This window comes from Paenibacillus sp. AGC31 (assembly GCF_057334655.1).
In genome coordinates, this window is the sequence record NZ_JBHFJH010000024.1 from 379,635 (window position 1) to 405,163 (window position 25,529).

Annotated in this window: 20 protein-coding genes; 12 read left to right on the forward strand and 8 right to left on the reverse strand. The window is 47.0% G+C overall.

Annotated elements, in window-relative coordinates; translation table 11 throughout:
- Window positions 1–30: 30 nt before the first annotated feature.
- From ACE04G_RS09430 to ACE04G_RS09440, 3 genes are read left to right on the forward strand one after another with little or no spacing between them, the layout of a single operon-like run.
- Window positions 31–1,053 (forward strand): carbohydrate-binding family 9-like protein, encoded by a 1,023-nt coding sequence (locus ACE04G_RS09430; protein WP_221819048.1) that lies wholly within the window; start codon window positions 31–33, stop codon window positions 1,051–1,053.
- A 7-nt stretch (window positions 1,054–1,060) separates the two neighbouring features.
- A complete protein-coding gene (locus ACE04G_RS09435) occupies window positions 1,061–3,694 on the forward strand; it encodes a transglutaminase family protein (protein ID WP_449005289.1) in 2,634 nt (877 codons plus the stop codon).
- 5 nt (window positions 3,695–3,699) lie between these two features.
- Window positions 3,700–4,752 carry a glycoside hydrolase family 18 protein gene (locus tag ACE04G_RS09440; RefSeq protein ID WP_449005290.1) on the forward strand — a complete coding sequence of 351 codons (1,053 nt, stop codon included), beginning with the start codon at window positions 3,700–3,702 and terminating at the stop codon, window positions 4,750–4,752.
- Between the two features lie 153 nt (window positions 4,753–4,905).
- Here ACE04G_RS09440 and ACE04G_RS09445 read toward each other — a convergent pair whose 3' ends face one another.
- Both ACE04G_RS09445 and ACE04G_RS09450 read right to left on the reverse strand, forming a co-directional pair.
- Window positions 4,906–7,209, reverse strand: coding sequence for a helix-turn-helix domain-containing protein (locus ACE04G_RS09445; RefSeq protein WP_449005291.1), 2,304 nt, complete (start codon window positions 7,207–7,209; stop codon window positions 4,906–4,908).
- Window positions 7,210–7,511: 302 nt separating this feature from the next.
- Window positions 7,512–9,026: a glycoside hydrolase family 43 protein gene (locus ACE04G_RS09450; RefSeq protein ID WP_449005349.1), complete on the reverse strand. Its 1,515-nt coding sequence runs from the start codon at window positions 9,024–9,026 to the stop codon at window positions 7,512–7,514.
- 165 nt (window positions 9,027–9,191) lie between these two features.
- Between ACE04G_RS09450 and ACE04G_RS09455 the strand changes: the two genes are divergently transcribed.
- Window positions 9,192–10,064, forward strand: a complete 873-nt coding sequence (locus tag ACE04G_RS09455) for a helix-turn-helix domain-containing protein (protein ID WP_449005292.1) — start codon at window positions 9,192–9,194, stop codon at window positions 10,062–10,064.
- A gap of 72 nt (window positions 10,065–10,136) precedes the next feature.
- Here the strand turns inward: ACE04G_RS09455 and ACE04G_RS09460 are convergent, their stop codons facing one another.
- The 4 genes from ACE04G_RS09460 to ACE04G_RS09475 all read right to left on the reverse strand — a co-directional run bounded on the left by ACE04G_RS09460 (window position 10,137) and on the right by ACE04G_RS09475 (window position 13,426).
- A complete protein-coding gene (locus tag ACE04G_RS09460) occupies window positions 10,137–10,706 on the reverse strand; it encodes a YdeI/OmpD-associated family protein (protein WP_449005293.1) in 570 nt (189 codons plus the stop codon).
- An 11-nt stretch (window positions 10,707–10,717) separates the two neighbouring features.
- Window positions 10,718–11,227, reverse strand: coding sequence for a DinB family protein (locus ACE04G_RS09465; RefSeq protein ID WP_449005294.1), 510 nt, complete (start codon window positions 11,225–11,227; stop codon window positions 10,718–10,720).
- Between the two features lie 83 nt (window positions 11,228–11,310).
- Entirely contained in the window at window positions 11,311–12,228 is a 918-nt protein-coding gene (locus ACE04G_RS09470) for a helix-turn-helix transcriptional regulator (RefSeq protein ID WP_449005295.1), read from the reverse strand.
- Window positions 12,229–12,508: 280 nt separating this feature from the next.
- On the reverse strand, window positions 12,509–13,426 hold the full coding sequence (locus tag ACE04G_RS09475; RefSeq protein WP_017690213.1) for an ArsR/SmtB family transcription factor: 918 nt from the start codon (window positions 13,424–13,426) through the stop codon (window positions 12,509–12,511).
- A gap of 373 nt (window positions 13,427–13,799) precedes the next feature.
- Here ACE04G_RS09475 and abnA point away from each other — a divergent pair, with 373 nt between their 5' ends.
- The 8 genes from abnA (at window position 13,800) to ACE04G_RS09515 (ending at window position 22,762) form a co-directional block, all read left to right on the forward strand.
- Complete coding sequence (gene abnA / locus ACE04G_RS09480; protein ID WP_449005350.1) at window positions 13,800–14,735, forward strand: arabinan endo-1,5-alpha-L-arabinosidase AbnA; 936 nt, start codon at window positions 13,800–13,802, stop codon at window positions 14,733–14,735.
- 132 nt (window positions 14,736–14,867) lie between these two features.
- Complete coding sequence (locus ACE04G_RS09485) at window positions 14,868–16,208, forward strand: ABC transporter substrate-binding protein (protein ID WP_340909624.1); 1,341 nt, start codon at window positions 14,868–14,870, stop codon at window positions 16,206–16,208.
- Between the two features lie 157 nt (window positions 16,209–16,365).
- Window positions 16,366–17,256, forward strand: a complete 891-nt coding sequence (locus ACE04G_RS09490) for a carbohydrate ABC transporter permease (RefSeq protein WP_036611613.1) — start codon at window positions 16,366–16,368, stop codon at window positions 17,254–17,256.
- Between the two features lie 26 nt (window positions 17,257–17,282).
- Window positions 17,283–18,125, forward strand: coding sequence for a carbohydrate ABC transporter permease (locus ACE04G_RS09495; protein WP_036611483.1), 843 nt, complete (start codon window positions 17,283–17,285; stop codon window positions 18,123–18,125).
- A 56-nt stretch (window positions 18,126–18,181) separates the two neighbouring features.
- Window positions 18,182–19,603: an arabinan endo-1,5-alpha-L-arabinosidase gene (locus tag ACE04G_RS09500; protein WP_449005351.1), complete on the forward strand. Its 1,422-nt coding sequence runs from the start codon at window positions 18,182–18,184 to the stop codon at window positions 19,601–19,603.
- Between the two features lie 590 nt (window positions 19,604–20,193).
- Window positions 20,194–21,174, forward strand: coding sequence for a glycoside hydrolase family 43 protein (locus ACE04G_RS09505; RefSeq protein WP_221819059.1), 981 nt, complete (start codon window positions 20,194–20,196; stop codon window positions 21,172–21,174).
- A 195-nt stretch (window positions 21,175–21,369) separates the two neighbouring features.
- Window positions 21,370–22,215: an EcsC family protein gene (locus ACE04G_RS09510; RefSeq protein ID WP_449005296.1), complete on the forward strand. Its 846-nt coding sequence runs from the start codon at window positions 21,370–21,372 to the stop codon at window positions 22,213–22,215.
- A gap of 58 nt (window positions 22,216–22,273) precedes the next feature.
- A complete protein-coding gene (locus ACE04G_RS09515) occupies window positions 22,274–22,762 on the forward strand; it encodes a prolyl-tRNA synthetase associated domain-containing protein (protein WP_449005297.1) in 489 nt (162 codons plus the stop codon).
- Between the two features lie 125 nt (window positions 22,763–22,887).
- On the opposite strand, the gene ACE04G_RS09520 is transcribed toward ACE04G_RS09515, so the two are convergent.
- Both ACE04G_RS09520 and queF read right to left on the reverse strand, forming a co-directional pair.
- Entirely contained in the window at window positions 22,888–24,162 is a 1,275-nt protein-coding gene (locus tag ACE04G_RS09520; protein WP_076319042.1) for an MFS transporter, read from the reverse strand.
- Between the two features lie 749 nt (window positions 24,163–24,911).
- On the reverse strand, window positions 24,912–25,403 hold the full coding sequence (gene queF / locus ACE04G_RS09525; protein ID WP_449005298.1) for a preQ(1) synthase: 492 nt from the start codon (window positions 25,401–25,403) through the stop codon (window positions 24,912–24,914).
- Window positions 25,404–25,529: the final 126 nt, after the last annotated feature.

The following is a 25,529-nucleotide window of genomic DNA, read 5'->3' on the forward strand; positions in this document are numbered from 1 at the left end:
TGCCCTCCCTTACGAATTGGAGAGAGTGACATGAACAGAAGTGGAGTGCCAGAACCCAGGATTGAGTATGCTCCCAAACATTATATATGCAAGCGTGCGCAGGAACCGTTGGTGTTAGACGGTCGTGTGGATAAGGCATTTTGGAATGCGGCTCATTGGACGGATGATTTCGTTGATATCGAAGGGGATCTTCGTCCGAAGCCAGAGAAACAGACACGGGTAAAAATGCTGTGGGATGACGACTATTTCTATTTTGCTGCCGAGCTGATTGAAGATCAGATCTGGGCTACCCTGACTGAACGTGATTCCGTTATTTTTTATGACAATGACTTCGAAATTTTTATCGATCCCGACGGGGATTCCCATCAATATTATGAGTTCGAGATCAATGCGCTCAATACGGTATGGGACCTGTTATTAGTGAAGCCTTATCGGGATGGTGGGCCTCCGGTTAACGGTTGGGATATCAGCGGTCTCAAGACGGCCGTATATATCGATGGGGAACTGAACAGACCTGATGCAGAGAACCGGAAATGGAGCGTGGAAGTTGCGATTCCCTGGGCCAGTCTAAAGGAATGTGCCGAAGGAAACCGTCCACCTGCGCCGGGTGAGTTCTGGCGTGTCAACTTCTCGCGTGTGGAGTGGCAAACCGAGGTACAGGACGGTGAGTACCGCAAGGTGTTGAATCCAGATACGGGTAAACCTTATCCGGAGGACAACTGGGTGTGGTCACCTATGGGCATCATCAATATGCATTACCCGGAGTTGTGGGGTTATGTTGTATTCTCGGATGACGGAACGGATCATTCGTTTGAGTTGACGGAAGACGAACGAATCAAATGGGAGCTTCGTAAGCTCTATTACCGTGAACGCAATTATTATGAAACCCATGGTGAATTTACACAGGATGTGAAGCTGCTTATGGGTGAGGAATCGTGGAGCTGTGAGCCTGTTATTGAAACGACTCGCAGCCTGTTCCAGATTACTGCGCCTTCCGCGGATGGCACGGCCTTGATCTGTATTCGGGAAGACGGAAAGCTGTGGAAGGAGTGAGAACGCAATGACCAGCCAAACCTTGGTGTTTTCCCTTGATGCACAGTCATTGGAGAGGATTGAGCAGAAGTTCCAGGAGAAGGTACGTTTTGCAGAGGCCCGCAAATCGGAATTGTTTCATGTTTTTCAGCAGGAGCTAACGCAAGAAGAGACATGGGCACTGAAGTATGTCTATGCCTATATGCCGGTAAACGACATGGCTGATTATAACGGGGCCTTGTTCTTGAGCCATGTGCGCCAGGCTTTGGACACCCGCAAACGTGTGCCTTGGGGAGAACGCGTTCCTGATCATTTGTTCCTTCATTTTGTACTGCCTTATCGCATAAATACGGAGAATATTGAAGATTTCCGCGGTTTGATATATGACGAATTAGCCGAGCGGACAGCGAAGTTATCCATGGCGGATGCCATTCTAGAGACCAATTACTGGTGTCATGAGAAAGCGACCTATATTGGCAGCGATCTGCGTACGATATCACCGCTGACGATGATCCGGAATGCTCGTGGTCGATGCGGCGAAGAATCCACGCTGGCGGTGGCCGCTCTTCGCAGCATTGGCATACCCGCCCGTCAGGTCTACACACCGCGCTGGGCTCACTGTGACAGTAACCATGCTTGGGTAGAAGCCTGGGCAGATGGTCAATGGTATTACATCGGGGCATGCGAGCCTGAAGCCCGTCTGAACCAAGGGTGGTTCAGTCCGCCAGCCCGCAGGGCCATGCTGATTAATACGAGGATCTATGCCGACTATCCCGGACCGGAGGATATAACGCTCTCCGAGAAGGGATTTACGGAAATTAATTTGCTTGAGAACTATGCGCCCACACGCAACATTTATGTGAAGGTGAAAAATGAACAGGGAGAGCCTGTACTCGGCGCGAGTGTCCGTTTTGAGCTGTACAATACCGCTGAATTCTATCCGATTGCCGAAATCAGGACGGACGCACAAGGGGAAGCTGCTTTTAAGACAGGCTATGGCGAACTTTTGATTCGTGCGGTCAGCGGCGGCAAGTGGAGTGAAATCCTATACAAGGCTCAGGACAGCGATCATGTTGAGCTAGTGTTGAACTCGTCAGAGCAGCCATCAGGGATCGTGGATTTTGATATGGTTCCCCCTCCGGAAGGGGAGGGAGAAGTAGTGACTGCATTACCGGAAGAGAAGATCCGGGATCACAACCGCCGCCTGGAGGAAGGCACGAAGATTCGGAGTGGATATGAGGGTACATTCCTGAGTGAGGAAGAGGCGTTTGCTTTGGCTCGTTCGGCTGGACTGCCTTCGGAACGGGTATGGGACATTCTACGGAAGGCACGAGGGAACAGTCGCGAAATCGCAGCTTTTCTGGAGGAACGTTCCAATGCATATGGTGAGTGGCCGCTCCGGTTGTTGGAGTCGATGAATGAAAAAGATTTAATGGATACCTTTCGTCAGACGCTGGACGATCATCTGATCGGTGCGCTCTCGCAGCAAGGATCATGGGCGGAAGATACGTTCGTGAGCTACATCTTGTGCCCGCGGATCTCCTATGAGATGCTGGTCCCTTATCGAGGTGTATTCCAGAATGCCTTTTCGGCAGATGAGGCGGCAACTTTCAGGGAGAATCCCTCGACACTTGCCCGAATGCTGGAACAGCAATATGAATACTATGAAGATCTTCCTAATCTAAAAGGCAAGGGTAATCCTATCGGGACATTTGGTCTGATGAAAGGGGACACTCAGTCGCTGGATATTTTGTTTGTGGCTGTATGTCGCAGTTTGGGTATTCCGGCCCGATTACATCCGAGCGCACAGAAACCACAGTATCTAAGTGACAGAGGCTGGGAGGATGCAGTGTTTAGTCTCACCTCACTTCAAATTCAGGAGAGCACAAGCTGGGGAATGCTCCAACTTCATAGGGATATAAAGGCTCCGCAGGATACACCTGCAGCATCCTATTTCGAAAACTTCTCGTTTGCCCGTCTGGAGGATGGCGTCTACAAGACGTTGATATATCCTTATGGCAGCACGAATGTCTATAGCGAGCCATACGAGATTGAAGCAGGAGCTTATCGCTTAACGACAGGCATTCGTCTGAAAGATGGAACGGCAAAAGTACGCTTTGTTTACTTTACCGTGAGCGCCGGAGATACCACTGAAGTTGTATTGTCTTATCGTGAGAATGAGGTTGATATTCCTGTACTGGGTAAACTGGCACCAGGAAGTAATCTGACCCGTCTGGATGGCTCAGAGGCAGAACTGGAGGAACTTCTAGGATCGGAGGGTGCCATTGCTGCCTGGATTGAGCCGGAGAGGGAACCGAGCAAACATCTGATTCGGGAACTGTGCGAGCTTGCTGACCCGCTGAATAAGCTGGATGTGCCAATCGTACTCATAATCGGAGATGCAGAATGGAACGCTTCCTTTGATCCTGTTGGTTATCCGAAGCTGCCTGTGCGCACGGTTTTTGTACGAGATTCCAGTTATGCTTCCTTGTCCGGTTACATTTCAAAGCCTGCAGCTCACGAAGCGGGCTATCCACATCTGTTTGTGCTGGATGACCAGGATCAAATTCGGTATTTGGCTTCCGGGTACAAGATCGATACCGGGAAGGAAGCCCTGCAGATTGCTGCTGCGATATCTCAATCATCGAACGGATCGGAGTGAAGAGAGTGACGAAATATATTGCTGCAGGTTATGCCGTTGATTCAGTTCTCCCCGATATGACACATGAGGATCTGTCGAAGTTAACACATCTGAACGTAGCCTTCGGCCATGTCAAAAACGATGAAATCACCACCGAGCATTTAAAAAACGGTCACGTTATCCAGACTATGAAGCGGGAGCATCCGAATCTTACGGTGCTGCTATCTGTTGGCGGATGGAGTGCTGGCGGTTTCTCGGAGGCCGCTTCAACCCAGGCGGGGAGGGACGCCATGGCCGCATCGGCAGTCCGGGTATTGGAGGAATACCCTTTTGACGGGATTGATCTGGACTGGGAATATCCTTGTTATGGTGAAGCTGGTATCACATCCAGTCCTGATGATAAACGGAATTTTACCTTGCTGCTCAAGACGATCCGGGAGACACTGGATGCCAAGGGAGCCGAGGATGGCCGTCATTATCTGCTCACCATTGCGGCAGGGGCTGACCAATACTACGTAGACGGTACAGAGATGGCTGAGGTGCAGCAGTATCTGGACTTTGTCCAGTTGATGACCTATGATATGCGCGGCGGTTTTCAGGTTCTAACCGGACATCACACGAATCTGTACACGCCAACAGGAGATCTGTTTCGAATTAGTGCGGATGCATCCGTGAACCTGTTTGCTCGAGCTGGCGTTCCGAGGGAGAAAATTGTGATCGGTGCCGCGTTCTATTCCCGCATCTGGACTGAGGTCCCTGACCGAAACCACGGGCTCCATCAGATGGCGGGCAGCACAGGCGGCTACGGTCCTTCATTTGCCGAGCTGGAAGCGAAGTACATCAACAAGAATGGATACATCCGTTATTGGGATGAGGAAGCCTGTGCACCGTTTCTGTTTAATGGGTCCAGCCTCATATCTTATGATGATGAAGAATCGATCCATTGCAAATGTGATTACGTAAAGGAACAAGGTCTGGCCGGAATCATGTTCTGGGAGTACGCCTGTGATCCGACCCGCCGTTTGCTGGGTGCAATACATCAAGGGCTGCAGGATATTCCGGCTGGGAAAATAGGATAAACATGTCAGGGAGCCGACGGGTCAGATGATGGATATGGACTAAAAACATATGAAGGGGCCGTCCTACAAGTCATGAGCATGACTTGTGGGATGGCCCCTTGTTTGCGATATTTTGGTCTAACGAATCTGGCACATGTTAGACGATATCTCCATTTATCCAATACATTCCTCGTCGTCATCTTCTGGGGAATCGGGGGAGCCGTTAGGACGGTGCATTTTGCGATACTGTCCGGGTGTGTAACCCGTCTCTTTCTTAAACTTGCGGATGAAGTTCGGTGTATCCAGGTAACCGACCCGTGTAATGATGTCTTTTAACGGATCAGTTGTATGCAGCAGCAGCCGAATGACCTCATCCATCCGTTTCTGCCAGATGTATTGGGTGAAATTCATGCCGATCTTTTCTTTGAAGGAACGACTGAAATATGATGAAGAGATTGTGAATTGAGATGAGATCGTACCCAGGCTGAGGTCATAATTCGAGAAATTGGCATCGATATAAGCAACGATTTCATCCATAAGGGAACTTTCTTCCGTCTCGCTCTTCGCCTCGACGTGGGCGCAGATTTCGGCGGCAAGCCCTGTCAGTTTCTTCTCCAAATCTTCCAGCGAGTCATAGGATGTGATTCTTGGGAGTTGATTAACGACATGATGAATCCCAAGCTCCGATGCGGTTTTTAGCATGGTATTCAGAATATCAAAGCAGATGCAACGCAGCAGTGGTACGGACGGCATTTCGGCTTTCAGGTTGTTTAATGCGGTCGACACCATCTGAACCGCCACATCATAGCTACCCTGTTTTAAGCTCTGAACCAGCTTCAACAGTACATCCTTAGGGACCCAGAAGGAAGCATCCTGTTCACTGGAGCCGGAAAGGGCGTTAAAGAAGGTACTGCTGCCCTGTCCATGCAGCATCGATGCTTCAAGAGCGGTCGATGCTTCAATGTAAGACTGATTCAGTTGCTCCGGATAACTGTATCGATTACCTATCCCGATTGCGGGCGCGACCCCGGTGTGATCTGTCACCATCCATTGCAGTTTTTCAACAATAGGCTCCATACGGGCATTTAAGCTACCTTCATGCTCTATTTCGGCATCAAATCCTATGATAAGGGCTAATTGGTCTGCCTGTGGCAGCTCTACGCCGTAAGCATAAGCGGACAACTCCGGCAGCTCCACATCGTTCATCAGCTGCATGACAGTAGGTTGCTCGGGATTATCACCGTTAGGAAAAGCATGCATTTCCCAGCCCATGATCATGACAAAATAATGGGATCGGTTAAACCGTATGCCAAGCTTATCCGTAAACTCAGAGGGGAAATCTCCGGTATGACCATGCTTCAGCAACATGAGCAAAATGTGATTGCGGGCATAGGGCTCCTGAAGATCTACACGCTGACTATAATCATGCAGTGTTTTCTTGATCCATTCCAGCTCGTTGGTGGTTGTGGAGGATGGATCAGGATCATTCTTCAACCGAATGAACTCCATTAAGTCTGAAATCGGATGGTACTGTCTTCGGGCCAACATAATGGCGAGGAACGTGCCCATCACCACCATGAAGGAGAAAACGAGAACAACAAAGGTGCGAATATGAACGATTCGGCTAAAAAATTGATTGCTGGGCATAGCGGTCACATAAGTCCAACCCGCATCCGATTTAACGGATACAACCGAATGTGGTTCTTGATTTAAGGAGATGCTGTGCGTCCCGGGTTCAAGGGCAAACAGAGCATTAACTTCTTGCTCGGATATGATTTCTCCCTTGTAATTGGCTGCCAGTACTTGCCCGTAATTATCGAAAATATACGTCATCCCGTGATAGTCACTGAGGATGGAATCAATTAAGCCTGTCAGATTGGACTCGTGAATCAGGTACATGACGGTTCCATGGGCGGGTGTATTGTTAGGTGCAATCGGTACAAGATAGGCCAGCATGGAATTGGGTATTCTGGTTCCTTGGATGACCTGCTCCGCTGGACGTATCGTGGGGGACTGCACGTTATTCAAATCCCGGATCATGTCTGTTTTGTTCCACGTAGTAAATTTGTAGCGGCCAGTGAATACATCCAGATTCTCAGAACCTTGAGAAGAATAGATGTTATCATCTCCGCGGAAGAACAGGAATAACTCATCGATAATGGAACTGGTGGCTTTGTATTTGACCAATGCGCCGATTGATTCCCGGCTATAGTACGGATGGTGGGTCCAATACCGCGTTAACTGCTCATCGTACGCGATGCGAAAAGCAATGTCCTGTAATTCCTTCATGCGATCATCGATGACAGTTTTGGCTTGAGTGAGCTGATTGACATTGGTCTGTTCAATCTCTGAACGGAGCGTGTTCACAGCGTTGTGATAAATAATGATGGTTAAAATAACAAGAGGGATAAGGAATATGGAGATATAGGATAGTGTGTACTTAAGCAGAAGCTTGGACTTGAAGTGATTCCATTTCATATCTGCAACCTCCCGTTTTTCTTTCGTGCTGCAGCGATAGCGCTCTCATATGGGCAGTGAAGGTATTGCCAAGATGAGAGCTGCTGGGGTGTTCCTTCTAAAAATACTAGGAGAACTTCTCTAATAAAGCAATGGTTCTTTTATAAATTCCGGTGCAATCCGTAAGAAAGATATAGCTATAGCAAAATCCCCTCAAAGTTCACTCATTTCCTTATGCTACCACACAAGGTTTTTCAAAGAGTATCTACTTTAAGGGGATATATTTTATATTTTCTAATTATTGAGTATACGAGTTAAAACGATTATTCGTTCAGAGGTTCATAGTCAAACCAATCGTAACTTGCAGGCGTACACTCCCCCGATGGAGCATAAGCGTACATGGCGATCATCACACCTGTGAAACCACTTGCTACTTCGGTAGATAACAGATGTGTTTCCCCTGAACCCATTTCGATGGCATCGGATGAACCTTGCTGGTAGAGGAACGTGAAGTGATTCCGGTCAGCCTTGATTTGTAATACAACCGGCCCCGTCTCACAGTCAAGCTCCTGTTCGGTTCGCAGAGAGCCGACGGTTCGTCGCAATACAATTTTCTTCTGCCCATCGACCTGTGTTACAGCGAAATCGTAATGATATTTATCATTCATAAATAAGGTTAATCCGGCTTCTTCACCGCTCGCATTTGGCTCATAACGCAGCTCGGTGGCCATATTGCATAAGAAATGGCTCAATCGACGTCCAACAAAGGCTGGATTTTGTCCATCATCAAGTGAAACCGAATGACCAAAGAGGGTGAGTTGCCCAGGATTCTCAGTGAGCGTCCAACTACCCGGAGCCGGATTACGTAAGAAGATCCAGTTCATGCCTAATGATGGTTCGTCAAAATCATCCCGAATAGCCTGGGGCGACCAAGGGTGCTCAGTCAACAAAGGACCAGTCATCTCCTGCTCAATATGTCCGTCCACACCGATCACCGGCCAACCGGTGTCCGTCCAAGTGACAGGTGCCAGGAATGTTTCGCGTCCCAGATGGTGTCGCATAGGGTAACCTGCTGGACGAATACCAAGAGATACGGCCCACCAGCTTCCATCCTGGATCTGCACAAGGTCTGCATGACCGGTTGCATGAATGCTGGATTTCATGCTCCGATTGGAGAGAATCGGATTATGTGGACACGGATCAAAGGGTCCGTAGGGCGCTGTACTCCGAGCAATGGTCTCCATATGACCATACTCGGTTCCACCTTCGGCGATCATCAAATAGTAGAAGTCGTCTATTTTGTACAGGTGGGGGGCTTCGGGGGCTGCGCCTCCGGTTCCAGTCCAGATCAATCGACTATTGGTCAGTCTGGCTCCGGTCGTGATGTCTATCTCGCACTGATAGATGCCCTCGCCTTCATCGCCGTTACAGGCCGTTTGAAAATACACACGACCATCTTCGTCAAATAGAAAAGAGGGATCTATACCATCTTGATCAACAAAGATGGGAGCAGACCATGGCCCTTCGGGTTGGATGCTGCGTACATAAAAATTTCCGCCGCCGCTTACATTGGTTGTTGTCATATAGAACCAGCCATCATGGTACCGGAGTGTTGGAGCATAAATACCGCCAGAGCTGCCTGCATTCGCTAGAGGAAGTTGTTCTGGGGTAGTAAGGACATGACCGATCTGTCGCCAATTCACAAGGTCTTTGCTGTGGAAGATGGGCACACCAGGGAAATATTCAAAGGTACTGGTTACCAGATAATAGTCTTCATCTACACGGCAGATACTCGGATCTGGATAAAACCCAGGAATCACCGGATTGGTATATTTCATCATGATATGCTCCTATTCATTTCGAGAGTTTAGTGCGAATCTGGACACATTGAAAATCCCTGCTACAAGGCGAATTATAACGTCTTTAAGTATATTACACCTTGATTTTTCGGTCCTCGAATAGCATGATATAGACATTCAACCCAACAATGTTCGTGGAGGGGAATGCTTTTGAGTAATGCATATTTGAGATGGTTTACTTCAGATCATCAACAATTCCCGTTTTTTATTCAGTACGGCGGACATGTTGAGGATACGGACCTTCATAATCATGTGGACTTTACGGAACTTGTCATTGTTCTGAGTGGTCATGCAACTCATGTGGTGAACACCGAGGAATTTTTTATTAAAAAAGGGAACGCATTTGTGATTAATGGCGACACTCATCATGCGTATAAAGACCCTCATGATTTTAGGATCTGTAACATTATGTTCAGTCCCGAGATGCTTGCTTCGGCTGGGCCCGATCTGAGAAAATCTAACGGCTTCCAGGCGCTGTTTGTTTTGGAACCGTTTTATCGTAATATTCACTCCTTTCCGAGTAAATTGGCGTTATCCATTTCCAGTCTGGAGTATGTAGAATCGCTGATATCGTTCATGATTGAGGAGTATCAGAGTAAACAGCAAGGGTATCAGACGATGTTGATCTCACGTCTTACGGAGATGGTTGTTTATTTGTCGAGGCAATATGATACACAGGAGAAAGGAATCGAAGGTAATAATCTGATGCATCTGGCAAATGCCATTTCATTTATTGAAGATCATTATCTTGAGCCACTGTCGCTGGAGGATATTGCGGGGAAGTCGAATATCTCAATAAGGCATCTGAATCGGATTTTTCGATCCTATTATCAGATGACCCCGATCTCTTATCTGCAAAAGTTGCGTCTGGAGAAGGCATGTCATTTGTTGAAAAACGGGAACCTGTCCATTACGGAAATTTCGTATGAATGCGGGTTTAACGACAGTAATTATTTCACCCGTCAGTTTAAGAAAGCCTTTGGCAAGTCTCCCAAAACATACAGGCAGACTCATTAATACATGACCGAATATAAAACACCAAAACAGGGCCTCCTCATAAGAAGGTCCTGTCTGCTGTCTCGGGTAATTTCAATAGTCCAAAAGCCGTCCGTTGTCATGCCACTGACCGTACATTTTATTCTCCTTTGTGTTGGTTATGAACTTATCCAATCTGCACTGGAATAATGCTGGCTGTTTCTTGACACTTTGGATCGTATCGATCCGAACGTGTTGATACAGAGCAGGAAACGCCATGAAATTTGCATAAACCTGATAATCTTCTTTCAGCCTTTGTTCGATCACACCATCAATTATGAAAGCATTTGGCTCCATAACAGGAAGAACCTTTCTACCCTCGTCATGCATGAGGCCCAACTTTTCAAGACGACGGACACGTTCCTTGTTCAATTCAGTCCAAGAGCTTCGTTTGCTTCGAGGAGATAATCTCTGTGCTAATTGGGTCTCGGATATTTTCTTTTTAACTCCATCGATCCAGCCGAAGCATAGCGACTCCTCAACCACATCCAAGTACAGCAGGGTATCAGAAGTTGGTTTCATGCTTACAATGACCCAGCAAGATTTCTCAACTTTTCCATGTGTCCGCAACCAATTTCTCAATTCATCCCTCGACGTTACGGGGATACAATGTACATTTTCCATTCGATTGTCAACTATACCTGAGCCGGTTCCTGATACCAAAAGAGTGAATAGTCATTCATGATGGAGGCATGCCCCAATTGACGAAGCATGGTAGAAATATTGCCTCGATGATAGGTTCCGTGGTTAACCACATGGATTACCATGTCCGATAAGCTGGTTTCACGAACTCCTTCAAATGGATTCTCGAGTAGAATGGTTTGCTCCAGATTAGCTTGGCCTCGTAACCACTCACTGTATTGTGCCGACAGGTCGGTAAAACATTGGATGTACTCATTCACAGAACCGTGAATTTCACTATTGAGTGGTATGCATGCTTGCAGTGCCTCGGGCATACCTGTGCCGGTTAACACCAGGTACCACATCTTATCCACCGCATAGATATGGCTGAGTGCATGAGCGATGGTTGGAAACGAACTATTCACTTCCTGACTCAGGACAGAAGAGGGCAGTTCCTTAATTCTGCCCAGGATGGTTTGAGTGGCCCATGCGTGGTAGTTATACATTTGTTCCGGATGATTCATTGATGATCGTCTCCTTTAATTTGGCGATGGATTGGATGAACTTACTGAGATGATTATAAAAAAAGAAGTATGACAACAGCGTGTCATACTTCTTCATAGAGCTTAAGTGCGTTTCGAAGTTGTTCTTTCAGAATGCCTCGTAATTCAATCGGTTCGAGTACCTCAGCGCCACTACCCAAACTAAGCAGAAACGACCATAACCACTTGGCTTGTAACGGCTGATGAACCGAGATACGCATCGTCATACTTCCATCCTCGTGAAATTGCTTATCTGCCTGTTGAAAATGATCCATGGCTTCCGCGAGCGCTTCCGGGTTCACCCGAAACACTACATCACTTACCTGATCTTGCCATGACGGATCTGACACAACTGTCTCTTGGGGAAGCTCAAGGTGGGGTTGGAAGTGTTCCGATGTCAGTTGCACGTTCATCATCCGGGACAGTCGGAACTCGCGATAATCCTGCCGTGTCTGGCAAAATCCATATACATACCAATTACGATATTTAAAATGGAGTCTTACCGGTTCCAGATGGCGGGGTGTATGTTCATTCTTAGTATTGATGTAGTCAAAACGGACAACCTGATGATCCGTAATACCTTTACGCAGATGAGGGAGGGCATCCGGTTCTGTTCGGCGAGTCTCCAGATCCACCGACAGACTTGAGGTTTGATGCTCCGGTCCAATCGTTTGCAGACGTTCAATCGTGCCTTGTGCACGTGCATCTTCAAATACTGTGGATAGACTGCTCAGGACCGTGATCAGGGAATCCACATCATAAGAACCGAGCAAGCTTTTATCCATCTTGTATCCGTCCATCATGCCGTAGCCGCCTTTGAGTCCCTGATGGGAGACGACCGGGAAGCCGGCGGCACAGATCACATCAATATCCCGATAGATCGTTCTTGGGGACACCTGAAACTCTTCCGCCAAGGTGGAAGCAGACAATACTTCGTGGTTCAGCAGTTTGTATATGATTGAGATTAAGCGCTCCAATTTCAAAAGGTATCCCCGCCCGTTATTCCATTTTGTCATTACAGGCCATTATTATATCACGACACAGTGAACAAGATGGATGACTACGGAGGGCCATTATAATCTACTATGTGTTGTTCCAGCCTGAATGAACAAGGGATTGGTTGGGATGGAACAACAAAAAAAGAGTGCTGGATCGCACTCTTTACAAGGCACATTATTGTTGTGTAGAAAAACAGGTATCTTAGGTATCTTGGCAGTTCTGTTGAGCTTAGCTTTTATTATGGGCATTTAGTCAGAGCTGGCTCTACTCTTCTTGCACGTTATAGAGAACGCGGGCGAGCAGATTCTGTCCATAGTTACCAAAGTTTTTGCCAAAGATCGTTAAACCGCGTTTGTTGAGAGGTCCATCGGTAACCGCAATGCGGAAGTGAATATCGCTTTTGTAATCCAGCCCAATTTGGTCCAGCGTTACATCCGAGATACGACACCCATCAATATAGCTGCCTTCCTGCGTGATTCGGATCAGCTTCAGCATGCCGTACTGGTTCAAGTGGGGAGGCCACCATTCCGGGTTGAAGGTACCACGTGTATTGCCAAAATCCCCCGGACTTGTCCAGCAGCCAATCTCAATCCCATTGACATAGAAGTAAATATCCGAAGGGTAATTGTCACAAAAGCCAGGGGCCTCCGATCCCAGTTCCATCGACAACTGAATTTCGCTAAAGGACTGATTAGGTTTGAGATAGTTGGGAATCCGATACTCGAGATAACCTTCAGCCAGCCAGATCATCTCCGCATCAATTCGCAGTGGATCAGCAAAGTACCGCGGATCATCGAACTCTCCAACAATGCTGTCCCGGGTAGCGAGACCACATGTAGGTGCAGCCTGATAATCGCTGTAATGACCGACCTGAATTTCCACCTCATAACGATTGTTAATCTCCTGTGAACGCAGATCAACCATAAGTTTTTCCTCATTGAGATAACATATCTTCTGAATTCCATGTTTGCCAACAGCGGTGTTGATCTCGATCAATCCGCTCTCTTCAAGTTTCTTGATATGCATCGTAATGGCGCCATTGCTCAATCCCAGCTTGGTTGCGAGATCATTGAGATTAAGGCTTTGGTTCTTGGCCAGCAGCTCGATGATCTGAATCCGGATTTCCGAACTGAGCGCTTTGAAGATATTCACACCCGACATCAGATCTTTAATATAAATCATAGGTGGATTTCCTTTCCCCGTTCTGAACAAAGTCTTCGACACAGACATTTGCACATTTATATGTTTTATTTCAGATAATTATAAATCATTCCCTCATGGAAGGGAAGGGTGGAGAAATAGAAGCCAAAACCCTTGTGTATAGCGCAAATACGAAAATATAATCTATATTTTGTTCACTATTCCGGTTAAAATAAGTGTTAATCAGTTCACATATATTTGAAATATACCATTGAAATGTCATGTAACCGCTTTTATAATCCTATTATACCTAAATTGATTCATTACTTCATGAACCTAATTAACCATTTGATCAGGAAAGGTGGAGTTTGGTTTGGAAAAGTTAAGCAATGTGAAGAGGTTTAAGTGGAAACGGTTGACGTTACCGGCATTACTTGTCGTGGTATTACTGCTGGCAGGTCAGTCAAAAGCTTTGGCGGCGTTCTGGAATCTGACCGGAGATACCGCTGTTCATGATCCGTCGATTATCAAAGAGGGCAGTTCATGGTACACCTTTTCAACGGGTCCGGGCATTCAAGTATTGAAATCCGATAATGGATCGTCCTGGTATCGTGTTCCGCAAATCTTCTTAAGTAAGCCATCCTGGTGGGCTTCTGCCGTTCCGGGACAAAGTGGATTGGATGTATGGGCACCGGATGTAGAGCAGTATAACGGAAAAGTATGGCTCTATTATTCGATCTCCACCTTTGGCTCCAATCGGTCTGCGATTGGTCTTGCTTCTGCGAACAGTATTGGAGCAGGGCAATGGAAGGACGAAGGATTGGTGCTTCAAACCACGACCGCCAATAATTATAATGCCATTGATCCGAATCTGGTCATTGATGCTTCAGGTAATCCATGGCTGACCTTTGGTTCTTTCTGGAGCGGTCTGAAGATTGTCAAGCTGGATAAAAATACGATGAAACCAACGGGAAGTATAACTTCCATTGCTGCGCGCCCGAATAACGGAGGTGCTATTGAGGGACCAAGTATTGTATATCGTGGTGGCTACTATTACCTGTTTGCTTCCATTGATTCTTGCTGCCAAGGGGTGAACAGTACCTACAAAATGGTCTATGGACGTTCGACCAGTATAACAGGCCCTTATGTGGACAAAAACGGAGTCAATATGCTGAATGGCGGCGGGACGATATTGGATACAGGCAATGTGAAATGGAAAGGTCCAGGTGGTCAGGACGTGTACAACGGTAATGTCATCGCAAGACATGCCTATGATGCAGAGGATAATGGCAATCCGAAATTGCTGATTAATGACTTGCTTTGGGACTCGAATGGCTGGCCGAAATACTGATTTATTTTAAACAAATATAAAATGTTTTATAAAAGTGTTGACTAAAGTGATCTGGATTTGATAAATTTAACAACAGAAATCTTATTTCATCCAATTGAATACGGTTACAAGTCCAGATCAGGAGGGGTTCAGATGGTAAAGAAAAAGAGTTGGGTCACATTTATGCTTCTTATGCTGGTAAGTGCGCTGGTACTTGCGGGATGTGGAGGAAGCAGCGGTGCAAGTGGGGACAAGGAGTTAACATTTATGTTCCGCGGTGGTACAGACGAGCAGAAAGCATACCAAGCGGTGGTTAAGAAATTCGAAGAGGATCATCCGGGTGTGAAAGTCAAAATTATCGTAACGGCTGCGGATCAATATGCAACCAAGCTCAGAGCGGCAATTACAGGCAACAGCTTGCCTGACGTATTTTATATCAATCCGGGCGACGTGAAAGCGTATGTGAACAGCAATGTGCTGATGAACCTCACTTCGTATATTGAAAACAATCCGGATGTTGATCTTGATAATATCTGGAAATACGGCGTGGATCTGTATCGTTATGACGGCAAAATGGCAGGACAGGGCGATATCTACGGTATGCCGAAGGATCTGGGGCCATTTGCACTGGGCTACAACAAAACGTTGTTTGAAAAAGAGGGCATCCCACTCCCTGACAAGGATAAACCATACACATGGGAAGAGTTCATCAAGGTGAACCAGCAAGCGACCAAGGATACCAATGGAGATGGTAAACCGGATGTATACGGTACTGGATTCAACGTACAGTGGGCCCTGCAATCCTTTGTATGGAGCAACGGTGGGGATTGGTTGGATGAGACCAAAACAAAGGTAACGATTGATGATCCAAAATTCGCGGAAGCGCTGCAGTTCTTCGCGGATATGCAGAATGTATACAAAATTACACCTTCCATTGAGGAAGCGCAAACATTGGATACGTATCAACGCTGGATGAAAGGTGAAATGGCTTTCTTCCCTGTAGGACCATGGGATATGAGTACATTTGAGAAATTACCTTTCGATTATGATTTGCTGCCTTTCCCTGCGGGATCGACTGGCAAGTCGGCAACGTGGATCGGATCTCTGGGAATTGGAGTATCGGCGAAAACAAAACATCCGGAAGAAGCTGCTGCATTGGTGAATTACCTTACGGCTTCGAAGGAAGGCATGCAGCAACTGGTGGATGCCAAGGTACAGATTCCGAACTTGCTTGATATGGCAGACGAGTGGGCCAAAGATACATCCACGAAACCAGCCAACAAACAGGAATTCATTGATATCGTTGAAGATTACGGCCGGGCTCTGCCAGGTAACTACACGTACAATGCGGAATGGTATGACCTGTTCTTCACGGACATCCAGCCGGTATTGGATGGCAAGATTACAGCCGCAGACTATGTGAAGCAGCAACAACCGAAAATGCAAAAACTGCTCGACAAAGCGGTTGAGCAAGAAAAGAAATCTCAGAAATAGTAGATAGGAAAGGGTGATGCCGGCAGCCTGCAATCATGCTGCTGGCATCATTCGTATTGGAACTTATTGGATTCCATACGGGCATGTGGCATTCGTTGATCGACAAGGTTCAATCGAAGAATGCCACATGCTGATACTAGAAACAGGGGTGAACGTCGTGATTACGAAATCGAGTTTGTATCGCAAAGAGATGCTGTACGGATATCTGTTTATTTTACCTCCGATTCTTGGATTGCTGATCTTTGTCATGTTCCCGTTCCTCTACTCCCTTTATGGTTCCTTTACGGATTGGGACGGACTGGGACAGATGAACTTTATCGGTTTGGCCAACTTTAAGGATTTGCTCACGGATGACCTCTTCTACAAAGCGATGTTTAATACATTTTTCCTGATGCTCGGTATTCCGATTGGATTGTTGCTCGCATTGTTGCTGGCAATGGGTCTGAATCGTAAAATTCCCGGCACAACGACATTCCGTGTGATCTATTACATTCCAGTTATTTCTTCCCTCGCTGCGGTGTCCATCATGTGGAACTGGGCGTATAACGGGGATTACGGTCTGGTGAACCAGTTCCTTGATCTGTTTGGGATTAAAGGGCCTAACTGGCTCGCGAACAAAGACACGGTCAAACCGGCTCTGATTATTATGACGGTGTGGAAGGGTCTTGGATACACGATGTTATTGTACTTGGCGGCACTGCAAAGTGTATCACGTACATACTATGAAGCGGCTGAGCTGGATGGAGCGAACGGGTTCCAAATCTTCCGCAATATCACCTGGCCTATGGTGAAGCCGGTTACCTTTTTCCTCATTGTTACAAATATCATTGGTGGTTCCCAAATCTTCACCGAGATGAACATTATGACACCTACGGGTGGTCCTGAATATTCTTCGGCATCAATCGTTTTCTACATCTGGCAGAAAGCCTTCAGTAACTTGCAGATGGGTTATGCCTCAGCGATGGCCATGATTCTTGGTATTTTCATTTTTGTCATTACCCTGGTGCAATTCAAAATGAACGAAAAATCAGCCTATGATGGGGATTGATTGTCAAGGAAAGGAGTGAACCGGAGATGTCTTACAGTCAAAAGAGGAAATTAACAAACTCGATCATTTTTATCGTACTCGCGATTGGTGCGATTGCAATGATTGCACCACTGATCTGGATGTTGTCCACGTCATTGAAGGAGAAGCAGGATGTGTTCGCGCTTCCGCCTGTATGGATACCTGAAGTTTTCCAATTTGGAAAGTATAAAGAAATCTGGGAAGCAGGCCCGTTGCTCAGCGGGATCAAAAACAGCCTCATCGTTGCGGTTAGTGTAACGGTGGTGGGTACGTTTACGTCCAGTATCGCAGCATTTGCTTTTGCCAAATTAAGATTCCCGCACAAAAACAAACTGTTTCTCGCGTTGCTGGCATCCATGATGATTCCTTATCCGACAGTCATGATCCCGCAATTCATCATGTTTGCAAAGCTGGGCTGGGTGGATACGCTGTTACCACTGATTGTTCCTGGCCTGTTCGGTAACGTAATTATGATCTTCTTCCTGCGCCAATACCTGCTTAGTGTGCCTGATGCGATTATTGAAGCAGCTAAAATCGATGGAAGTTCTTACTTCCGGTTGTACTCCAGTATTACGTTTCCGCTCATCAAACCGGCGATTGCTGCACAGTTGATTCTCTGGTTCATGGGCATCTGGAACGATTATCTGGCACCGATTATTTATCTGAATTCACCGGAGAAGCAGACGTTACAGCTCGTTATAGCAAACTTTAATGCCACGTATGCAATTCAAACCGATTACCCGCTTATTATGGCGGCGTCGATTGTGGCTCTGTTACCTGTATTAATCATCTTCCTGATCTTCCAGAAACAGATTATTGAGTCGGTTGCCATTTCGGGAGTGAAGGGATGAACCAGCGGAAGAAATTCCGACGGTGGTCGAATTCAGGCAAAGGAGTGGTTGCTTCCATGTTGTTATTGTTGGTTGTTGGAGCTACGGGTTGTTCAGGGGAAGGAGCAGGAGAAACGGTGTCCCGTCCCGTCTTTCCTGAAGCTCCTCAAGATACTCAGTTGTATGACACTTCCATTTTGGACGATGAATCACGCTGGACGGTGAACAATGCGCATGATCCGGCCATTATCAAAACAGACCAGGGATACTACGTCTATTCCACAGACGTTCGTGTAGCAGGGGAAGCGAAACCCGGCGTCATGGTACGCAAATCGGATGATCTGATCCACTGGAAGTGGGTAGGTCAAGCTCTGCCGGGCATTCCGCAAGAAGTGTTGGACTGGACAGGTGCAGTCAATCTGTGGGCACCGGATGTGATCCAGGCTGGTGATACCTATCGGATGTATTATTCGGCTTCTTCTTTTGGCAGTACCCAGTCGGCGATTGGTCTTCAGACATCCTCTTCTCCCGAAGGTCCATGGACTGATGAAGGACTGGTTGTGAAAACTTCTGCGAATGAACAGGACAAATTAAATGCCATTGATGCCAATCCCATTGTGGATGCCGAAGGCAATTCGTGGATGGTATACGGTTCATTCTTTGACGGAATCTACATTGCGCCACTTGATCCCGACACCGGCAAATTCAAGGACGAAGGTTACGGTACTCGCATTGCCGCTCGGGATCGTGCTACCGAAGAGGGCGCAGTCGAAGGTCCATACATTGTGTATAACCCGGAGTTCAAAAAGTATTATCTGTTCGTCTCCTATGATTCTTTATTCGAGGACTATAACGTGCGGGTTGCGCGTGCTGATTCAATCACAGGACCGTACACAGACATAAACGGCAATAACATGCTGGATACGGAGTATCTGCCGCAATATGAGATCGGCACCAAAATTCTCGGCGGTTATCGCTTCATAGAAGGCGAGGGCTGGGTTGCGCCCGGACATAACTCCGTTCTGAAGGACGGAGACGATTATTACATCGTGCATCATGCACGGGGCGAGACGGATAAAAACTGGCCCTATCTACATGTACGCAAAATGTTATGGACCAAGGACGGCTGGCCTGTCGTTTCACCGGAGCGTTACGCCGGTGAGACTGTACAGGACATTCCGAAGTCCATGATTGCCGGGGAGTGGGAAGGTATGGCGCTTGATCCGTCCGTGGACGGACAGATTCATGCCGTGCCTTATACCCTAACAAGCAACGGTAAGATTAAAAGCGAAAAAGGTTCAGGAACCTGGACATTTGATGGTAAACAAACATTGACGTTGAAGTGGAAAGAAAGCCCATGGGGCGGAGCCTCCACGGACCAGCTGCAACTGCTGCCATCCTGGGACTGGGAGCGAAGCCAGCCCGCACTGGTGGTGACAGGCCTCAATGACCACGGCATCGCGGTCTGGGGCAAGCAGATGAGCGCAGCTGAGGAGTAAGGGGCTAGCTGCTACGCCGATGGTGCACAAGCAGTGAGGGGGTGGAAGGAGCCGCAGGAGCGAGTTTGGCATCCGATTTCAGCCGCCAGGAGCGGTGGAAAGAGAAATCGGAGGACAAGAGAGCGCCAAGGCCCTACCGCCCCCGAACGTCCGCTGTGCATGCAAGCTGCCTATTAAGGTGCGCTAACACAGATAGACACTCAAGATTCTCATCTATGCTGGCCTATGTCTGAGGCCAATCATGCTCTAAATACGGGGAGAGTTGACCCTGCGAAGTGGTCAACCCCATAAGACCGAGCCAAACAATGGTTCGAGGTTGAGTTGTAACCCAGCGAGCACGTTAAGAGCGAGCTGCCGCTCTGAGGGTGCACAAGCAGTGAGGGGGAGGAAGGAGCCGCAGGAGCGAGTTTGTCCTCCGATTTCAACCGCCAGGAGCGGTGGGAAAAAGAAATCGGAGGACAAGAGAGCACCAAGGCCCTGCCACCCCCGAACGTCCGCTGTGCACCACCCAAAAGGGTTTTCGTTTTTTTCGCAATTGGGTTACATCCCCCAACTTCGAGCCAAACAACATTTGAAAGGGGAGCATTCCCATGACTGATTCCATTACCTTTACTAATCCCATCCTGGAGCAGCGCGCTGATCCGTGGGTGTACCGTCATACAGACGGTTACTATTATTTCTCCGCTTCCGTACCAGCCTTTGACCGGATTGAGATCCGGCGAGCAGAGACGTTGGAAGAGTTAAGAAATGCTGAGCCGGTAACGGCTTGGACCAAGCGTGATACGGGGCCAATGAGTGCCAACATCTGGGCACCGGAGATTCATTTTATCGATGGCAAATGGTACATACACTATGCTGCGGCTCACACCAGTGAGACCAACGAAGGTCTGTTCGATCACCGTATGTATGTTCTGGAGAACGATTCCGCGAATCCACTCGAAGGAGAGTGGGTAGAAAAGGGACAGATACACACACGGTGGGAATCATTTGCGCTGGATGCAACAACCTTTGAACATAAGGGTATCCGCTATCTGGTCTGGGCACAGAAAGATCCTGATATTGTGGGCAACTCGAACCTGTACATTGCCGAAATGGAAAACCCGTGGACGCTACGCGGCGAACAGGTCATGATCTCTACGCCAGAGTACGATTGGGAGATCATCGGCTTTAAAGTCAATGAAGGAGCAGCCGTGATGCATCGGAATGGACGGTTGTTTATCGGCTACTCGGCAAGCGCGACCGATTACAATTATTGTATGGGTCTGCTCACCGCAGATGAAAATGCCGACTTGCTTGATCCGGCCAGCTGGGTGAAATCACCCGAGCCGGTGTTCCAGACTTGTGAAGCGAACGGCCAATACGGTCCGGGCCATAATAGCTTTACCGTGTCGCCGGATGGCAAGACCGATATTCTGATTTATCATGCGCGTAATTACAAAGACATCGAGGGTGATCCCTTGTATGATCCAAACCGTCACGCCCGTGCTCAAGTGATTCATTGGCGTGAAGATGGCACACCTGATTTCGGTGTTCCGGTTCCAGATGGAAAAGCAGTAGCAGAAGCAAAATAAGAGGTAGTGAAACCTTTCATACGAGAGTCCTTAGTTAGCGAGTGATGCTGATTAAGGGCTCTTCCGTATGTGAACGATAAGATAGAGCGGTCTGAACATATGTGTCTGGACATAAAAACAAAGCAACCACAACGATGATTTCTGCGTATGAGAAAGATACAGATTACGATGCAGAACCTATTAGGAGGATCACATATGGATTCACGCGAGACATTGGACAAGGAACTTGAACAGATTTTGAAATGGGAGAAACAACAGAAAGACTTGTTTATTTGGGATAAACTCGGGCGTTTGCCCTTTGCGATGTTGGATAAAGTGATGCCTAAAGCGCTGAAACAAAAAATCGGAGATTCCCTGAACGACGTGGGTCAGTATGTGCAGAATGGAGGCAAGTTCCTCGTACAGAAGAAAAAAGTAGCCAAGCTGCTGCAAGAGGAAGCCGAGAGGTCCGGTTATTCCATGATGGATACGACCTACCGTCTGGAGCAGGATGCTGAAGCGGAGGGGACAGCGAAGATTCATAGTGTAGAGAATCTGCCACTTCAGGTACTGGACCAGGTGGCCGATAACATCACCGAGAGTCGAACGAAGTTTGCCGCGGCTCAGGGAGCAGCTACAGGTTTTGGTGGCATTGTAACCATTGCAGCAGATATTCCGATGGTGATGGGGCTTTCTCTGAAGGTACTTCAGGAGATGGCACTATGTTACGGGTATGATCCAGATGAACCGCTGGAGCGCATCTTTATTGTCAAATGTCTGCAATTCTCTTCCGCTGATATTGTAGGCAAGAAAGCGATTATTGAAGAACTCGCAGCTTACGATGATCCGGACAAGCCCATTGAAGTGGTATCGCAGATGCAGGGGTGGCGGGAAGTGTTTAACTCCTACAGTGAATCCTTTGGTTGGAAGAAGCTGTTCCAACTCGTGCCGATTGCCGGTATGGTGTTTGGTTCCGTGAGCAACAAAAATACAATTCGAGATGTAGCCGAAGCAGGCAAAATGTTGTACAAAAAACGGCTGATCCTTCAGCGTTTGAAGTAATATTACAGAAGAAGTAATATTAGAGAAGAATATTTATATTGAAAGAGATGAATTTGTTATGTTAAACAAACAGGGTTTCTATGATCTTTTGGATCGCAATAATATCGTTTACGAAAGTATTGAACATCCCGCAGTATACACGATGGAGGAAATATTCTCTTATCAGATTCCACATACAGAACGTATCGTTAAAAATCTGTTTCTGCGTGATGACAAGAAGCGCAACTATTATCTGGTGACGATTGCCGGAACGAAGTCAGTTGATTTGAGAAGTTTAAGCGAAAAGATACCTAGCCGCAAATTAAGTTTTGCCAGTGAAAAGGATTTGTTGGAATTCCTCGGATTGGAAAAGGGCCACGTAAATCCAATGGGAGTGTTTAATAACATACAGAAAAACGTGACCGTAGTTTTTGACAAGGATCTAGTCGGTCAGAAAATCGGAATTCATCCGATGGAAAATACGGCTACGGTATTCCTTGAATTTGAAGATGTGAAGGAACTGATTACAGCTCATGGCAGCAGCGTTATCATGTGTGACGTTGAATAATACGTTTGAAGCTAAATACGAGAAAAACATATATAACAAAAAAGGTTCCTACCGTTCTGTATATACAGAGATGGCGGGAACCTTTTTGTTGTGGTTAAATTTTTTATTTAGACTGCAGATGTAGGTTACTCTTCACTACCATTTTCTTTCGCCCAGATATTCAGTAATTTATCGGATGGAAGCAGGAACGTGAAGATCCCGAGCAGGGGCAGGAAGCTGCACATCTGCATCACGGGTGATACACCGAAGACATCAATCCAGTTGCCCAGCACGAGTGCGCCCAGGCCTCCCATACCAAATGCCAGACCGGTAATTAGACCGGAAACCGTTCCGATTTTGCCCGGAATCAGCATTTGTGCATATACAACCGTAACCGAGAAGCTGGATAACATAATAAAACCAATAATGGTTAGTAGTACGCCTGTCCAGAACAGATTCGCATAGGGCAGCAACAGCGCCAGTGGAGCAGCTCCGGCCATGGACAGGAAGATCAGATTACGTTTGCCGAATCGGTCCGCCAGTGGGCCTCCGAAGAACGTACCAAGCGCCCCGGCAGCCAGGAACAGGAAGATATAGATCTGCGCGTCCTCTGTGGACAATCCAAAGGTATCTTTCAGATTAAACGCATAGAAGCTGCCGATGGAAGCGATATACCAGGAACGAACAAAGACGAGCAAAATTAATAGCGTAATGGCGGCAGTAATCTTTTTACGTAAAGCAGGATTGGGTGCACGACGAGCAGCAGCCTGTCTACGCAGGTATCCTCCTGATTGCAGCATGCGTCCATACCAACGGGCTATGTAGATCTGAACTGCAATCCCCATGGCAGCAATGCCTGTAAATCCAATGGCACCGAACAGTCCAAACGGGATAAAGATCCAGCGTGTAAGCAATGGGGCAAGGGATTGCCCAGCGTTACCACCGACTTGGAAGATGGACTGTGCCAGGCCACGGCGTTGCCCGGCAGCCATGTGTGATACACGCGAACCTTCCGGATGGAAAGCAGCGGAACCCAGACCGACAAAGATAACGGAAATCAGGACAGCCATATAACTGTCAGCGAAGGCCAACAGCAACATGCCGGTAAATGTAAAACCCATGCCAATGGGCAGGATAGATGGTGTCGGTTTTTTATCAGCAAACCAGCCTACGACAGGCTGCATAATGGAAGCGGTAAAGTTGATAGCAAATGAGATCCATCCGATTTGAGTATACGTGAGATGCATAGAGTCTTTCAGAATCGGAAAAATGGCGGGAATGACCGACTGGATTGAATCATTGAACAGATGAACCAGACTGATCGCAATGAGTATCCGGTATACGGTGCTTTGAGCATCCAATCCGGGTGGGTTTTTCGAACGCGCTGTGGCGTCCTTGGTTAATGAGGTTTGTGTAGACATGTACAATTCTCCTTTGGTCGCGGTCACGAGGGATCAGCGCCTGATGTTGTATTCTATGCGTGTAAGCATATTGTTACATAATAGGATAGATTGATTGGACCGACAAGGGGAAAAAGAGAAAACGTACATTTACAACAGAAACGTATTACTTTAGCATCTACTGTAAGAAGATCCATATTTATGTGTAAGAAGGCCAGAGGAGGGATGGATATGAAATCGCTATCACCTTATGCTTCTGCCAAACGTGAGCTGTGATGACCATTGTATATATGACTGTAATAACGTTTCAGGCTATATATGTTGCACCGAAATCTCTATCTGCTGCCATCGTCATATTTATCATTTTTCAATCGATTGGTATGCTAATGTTGAGACATTACGTTAAAAAAGTCAAAGAACTAAAGGAAGATCAGTCTACTTGAATGCACTGCGATCCCATTGTATCGAGAGACTGAGTTTCTAAAGGTTTATACTAAAAAGCCGAACTCTGTTATATAAGTTGAACTAAAGATTATTTACACTGGCACTACGATGACAGAACAACCTTCCAATCGCTGTTATCCCCAGATTTTTTCCATTCCCTTTCCTAAAGGGAAAAATGGGGGATAAAGGCGAACGCTTCGCTTTTTCAGGTTTTTTCTGTCCTCTCCGTTATCGTGTAAATGATTAATTCAGCTTATATAGCTTAAGAAGTTCGGCTTTTGGCATTCTATGACTCTATTGTATACAGAATGGATGAACCTAAAGATTTAACGATTATCAATCGTCTCCGGATACATATCATGATTCATCATGCGGTGGTCAGCCATCTGCTCGTACTTTGTTCCCGCCTTACCGTAGTTCGTATAAGGGTCAATGGAAATACCCCCGCGTGGTGTGAATTTACCCCATACTTCGATGTAGCGGGGGTCCATCAGCTTGATCAGGTCGTTCATGATGATGTTCACACAGTCCTCGTGGAAATCACCATGGTTACGAAAGCTGAACAGGTACAGCTTGAGTGATTTACTCTCGACCATTTTCACATCGGGAATGTAGCTGATATAGATCGTTGCAAAATCCGGCTGACCCGTAATCGGGCACAGGCTGGTGAACTCCGGGCAGTTGAATTTTACAAAATAATCGCGGTACGGATGTTTGTTATCAAAGCTCTCCAGGATGCCCGGATCATATTCAAACGTATATTTTACGTTCTGGTTACCCAGCAACGTCACATCTTGCATCTCATCAGGTTGTCTCATCGGTTATTAAACGCTCCTTGTTTCCGTCAAAGCCCGAAGCCTCGCGGTATATATGAATAGGCATTTTTGCCTGTTGAATTCTCTTTTTTGTCTGAGGACATTTCGTCCTCATCCTTACATCATGCC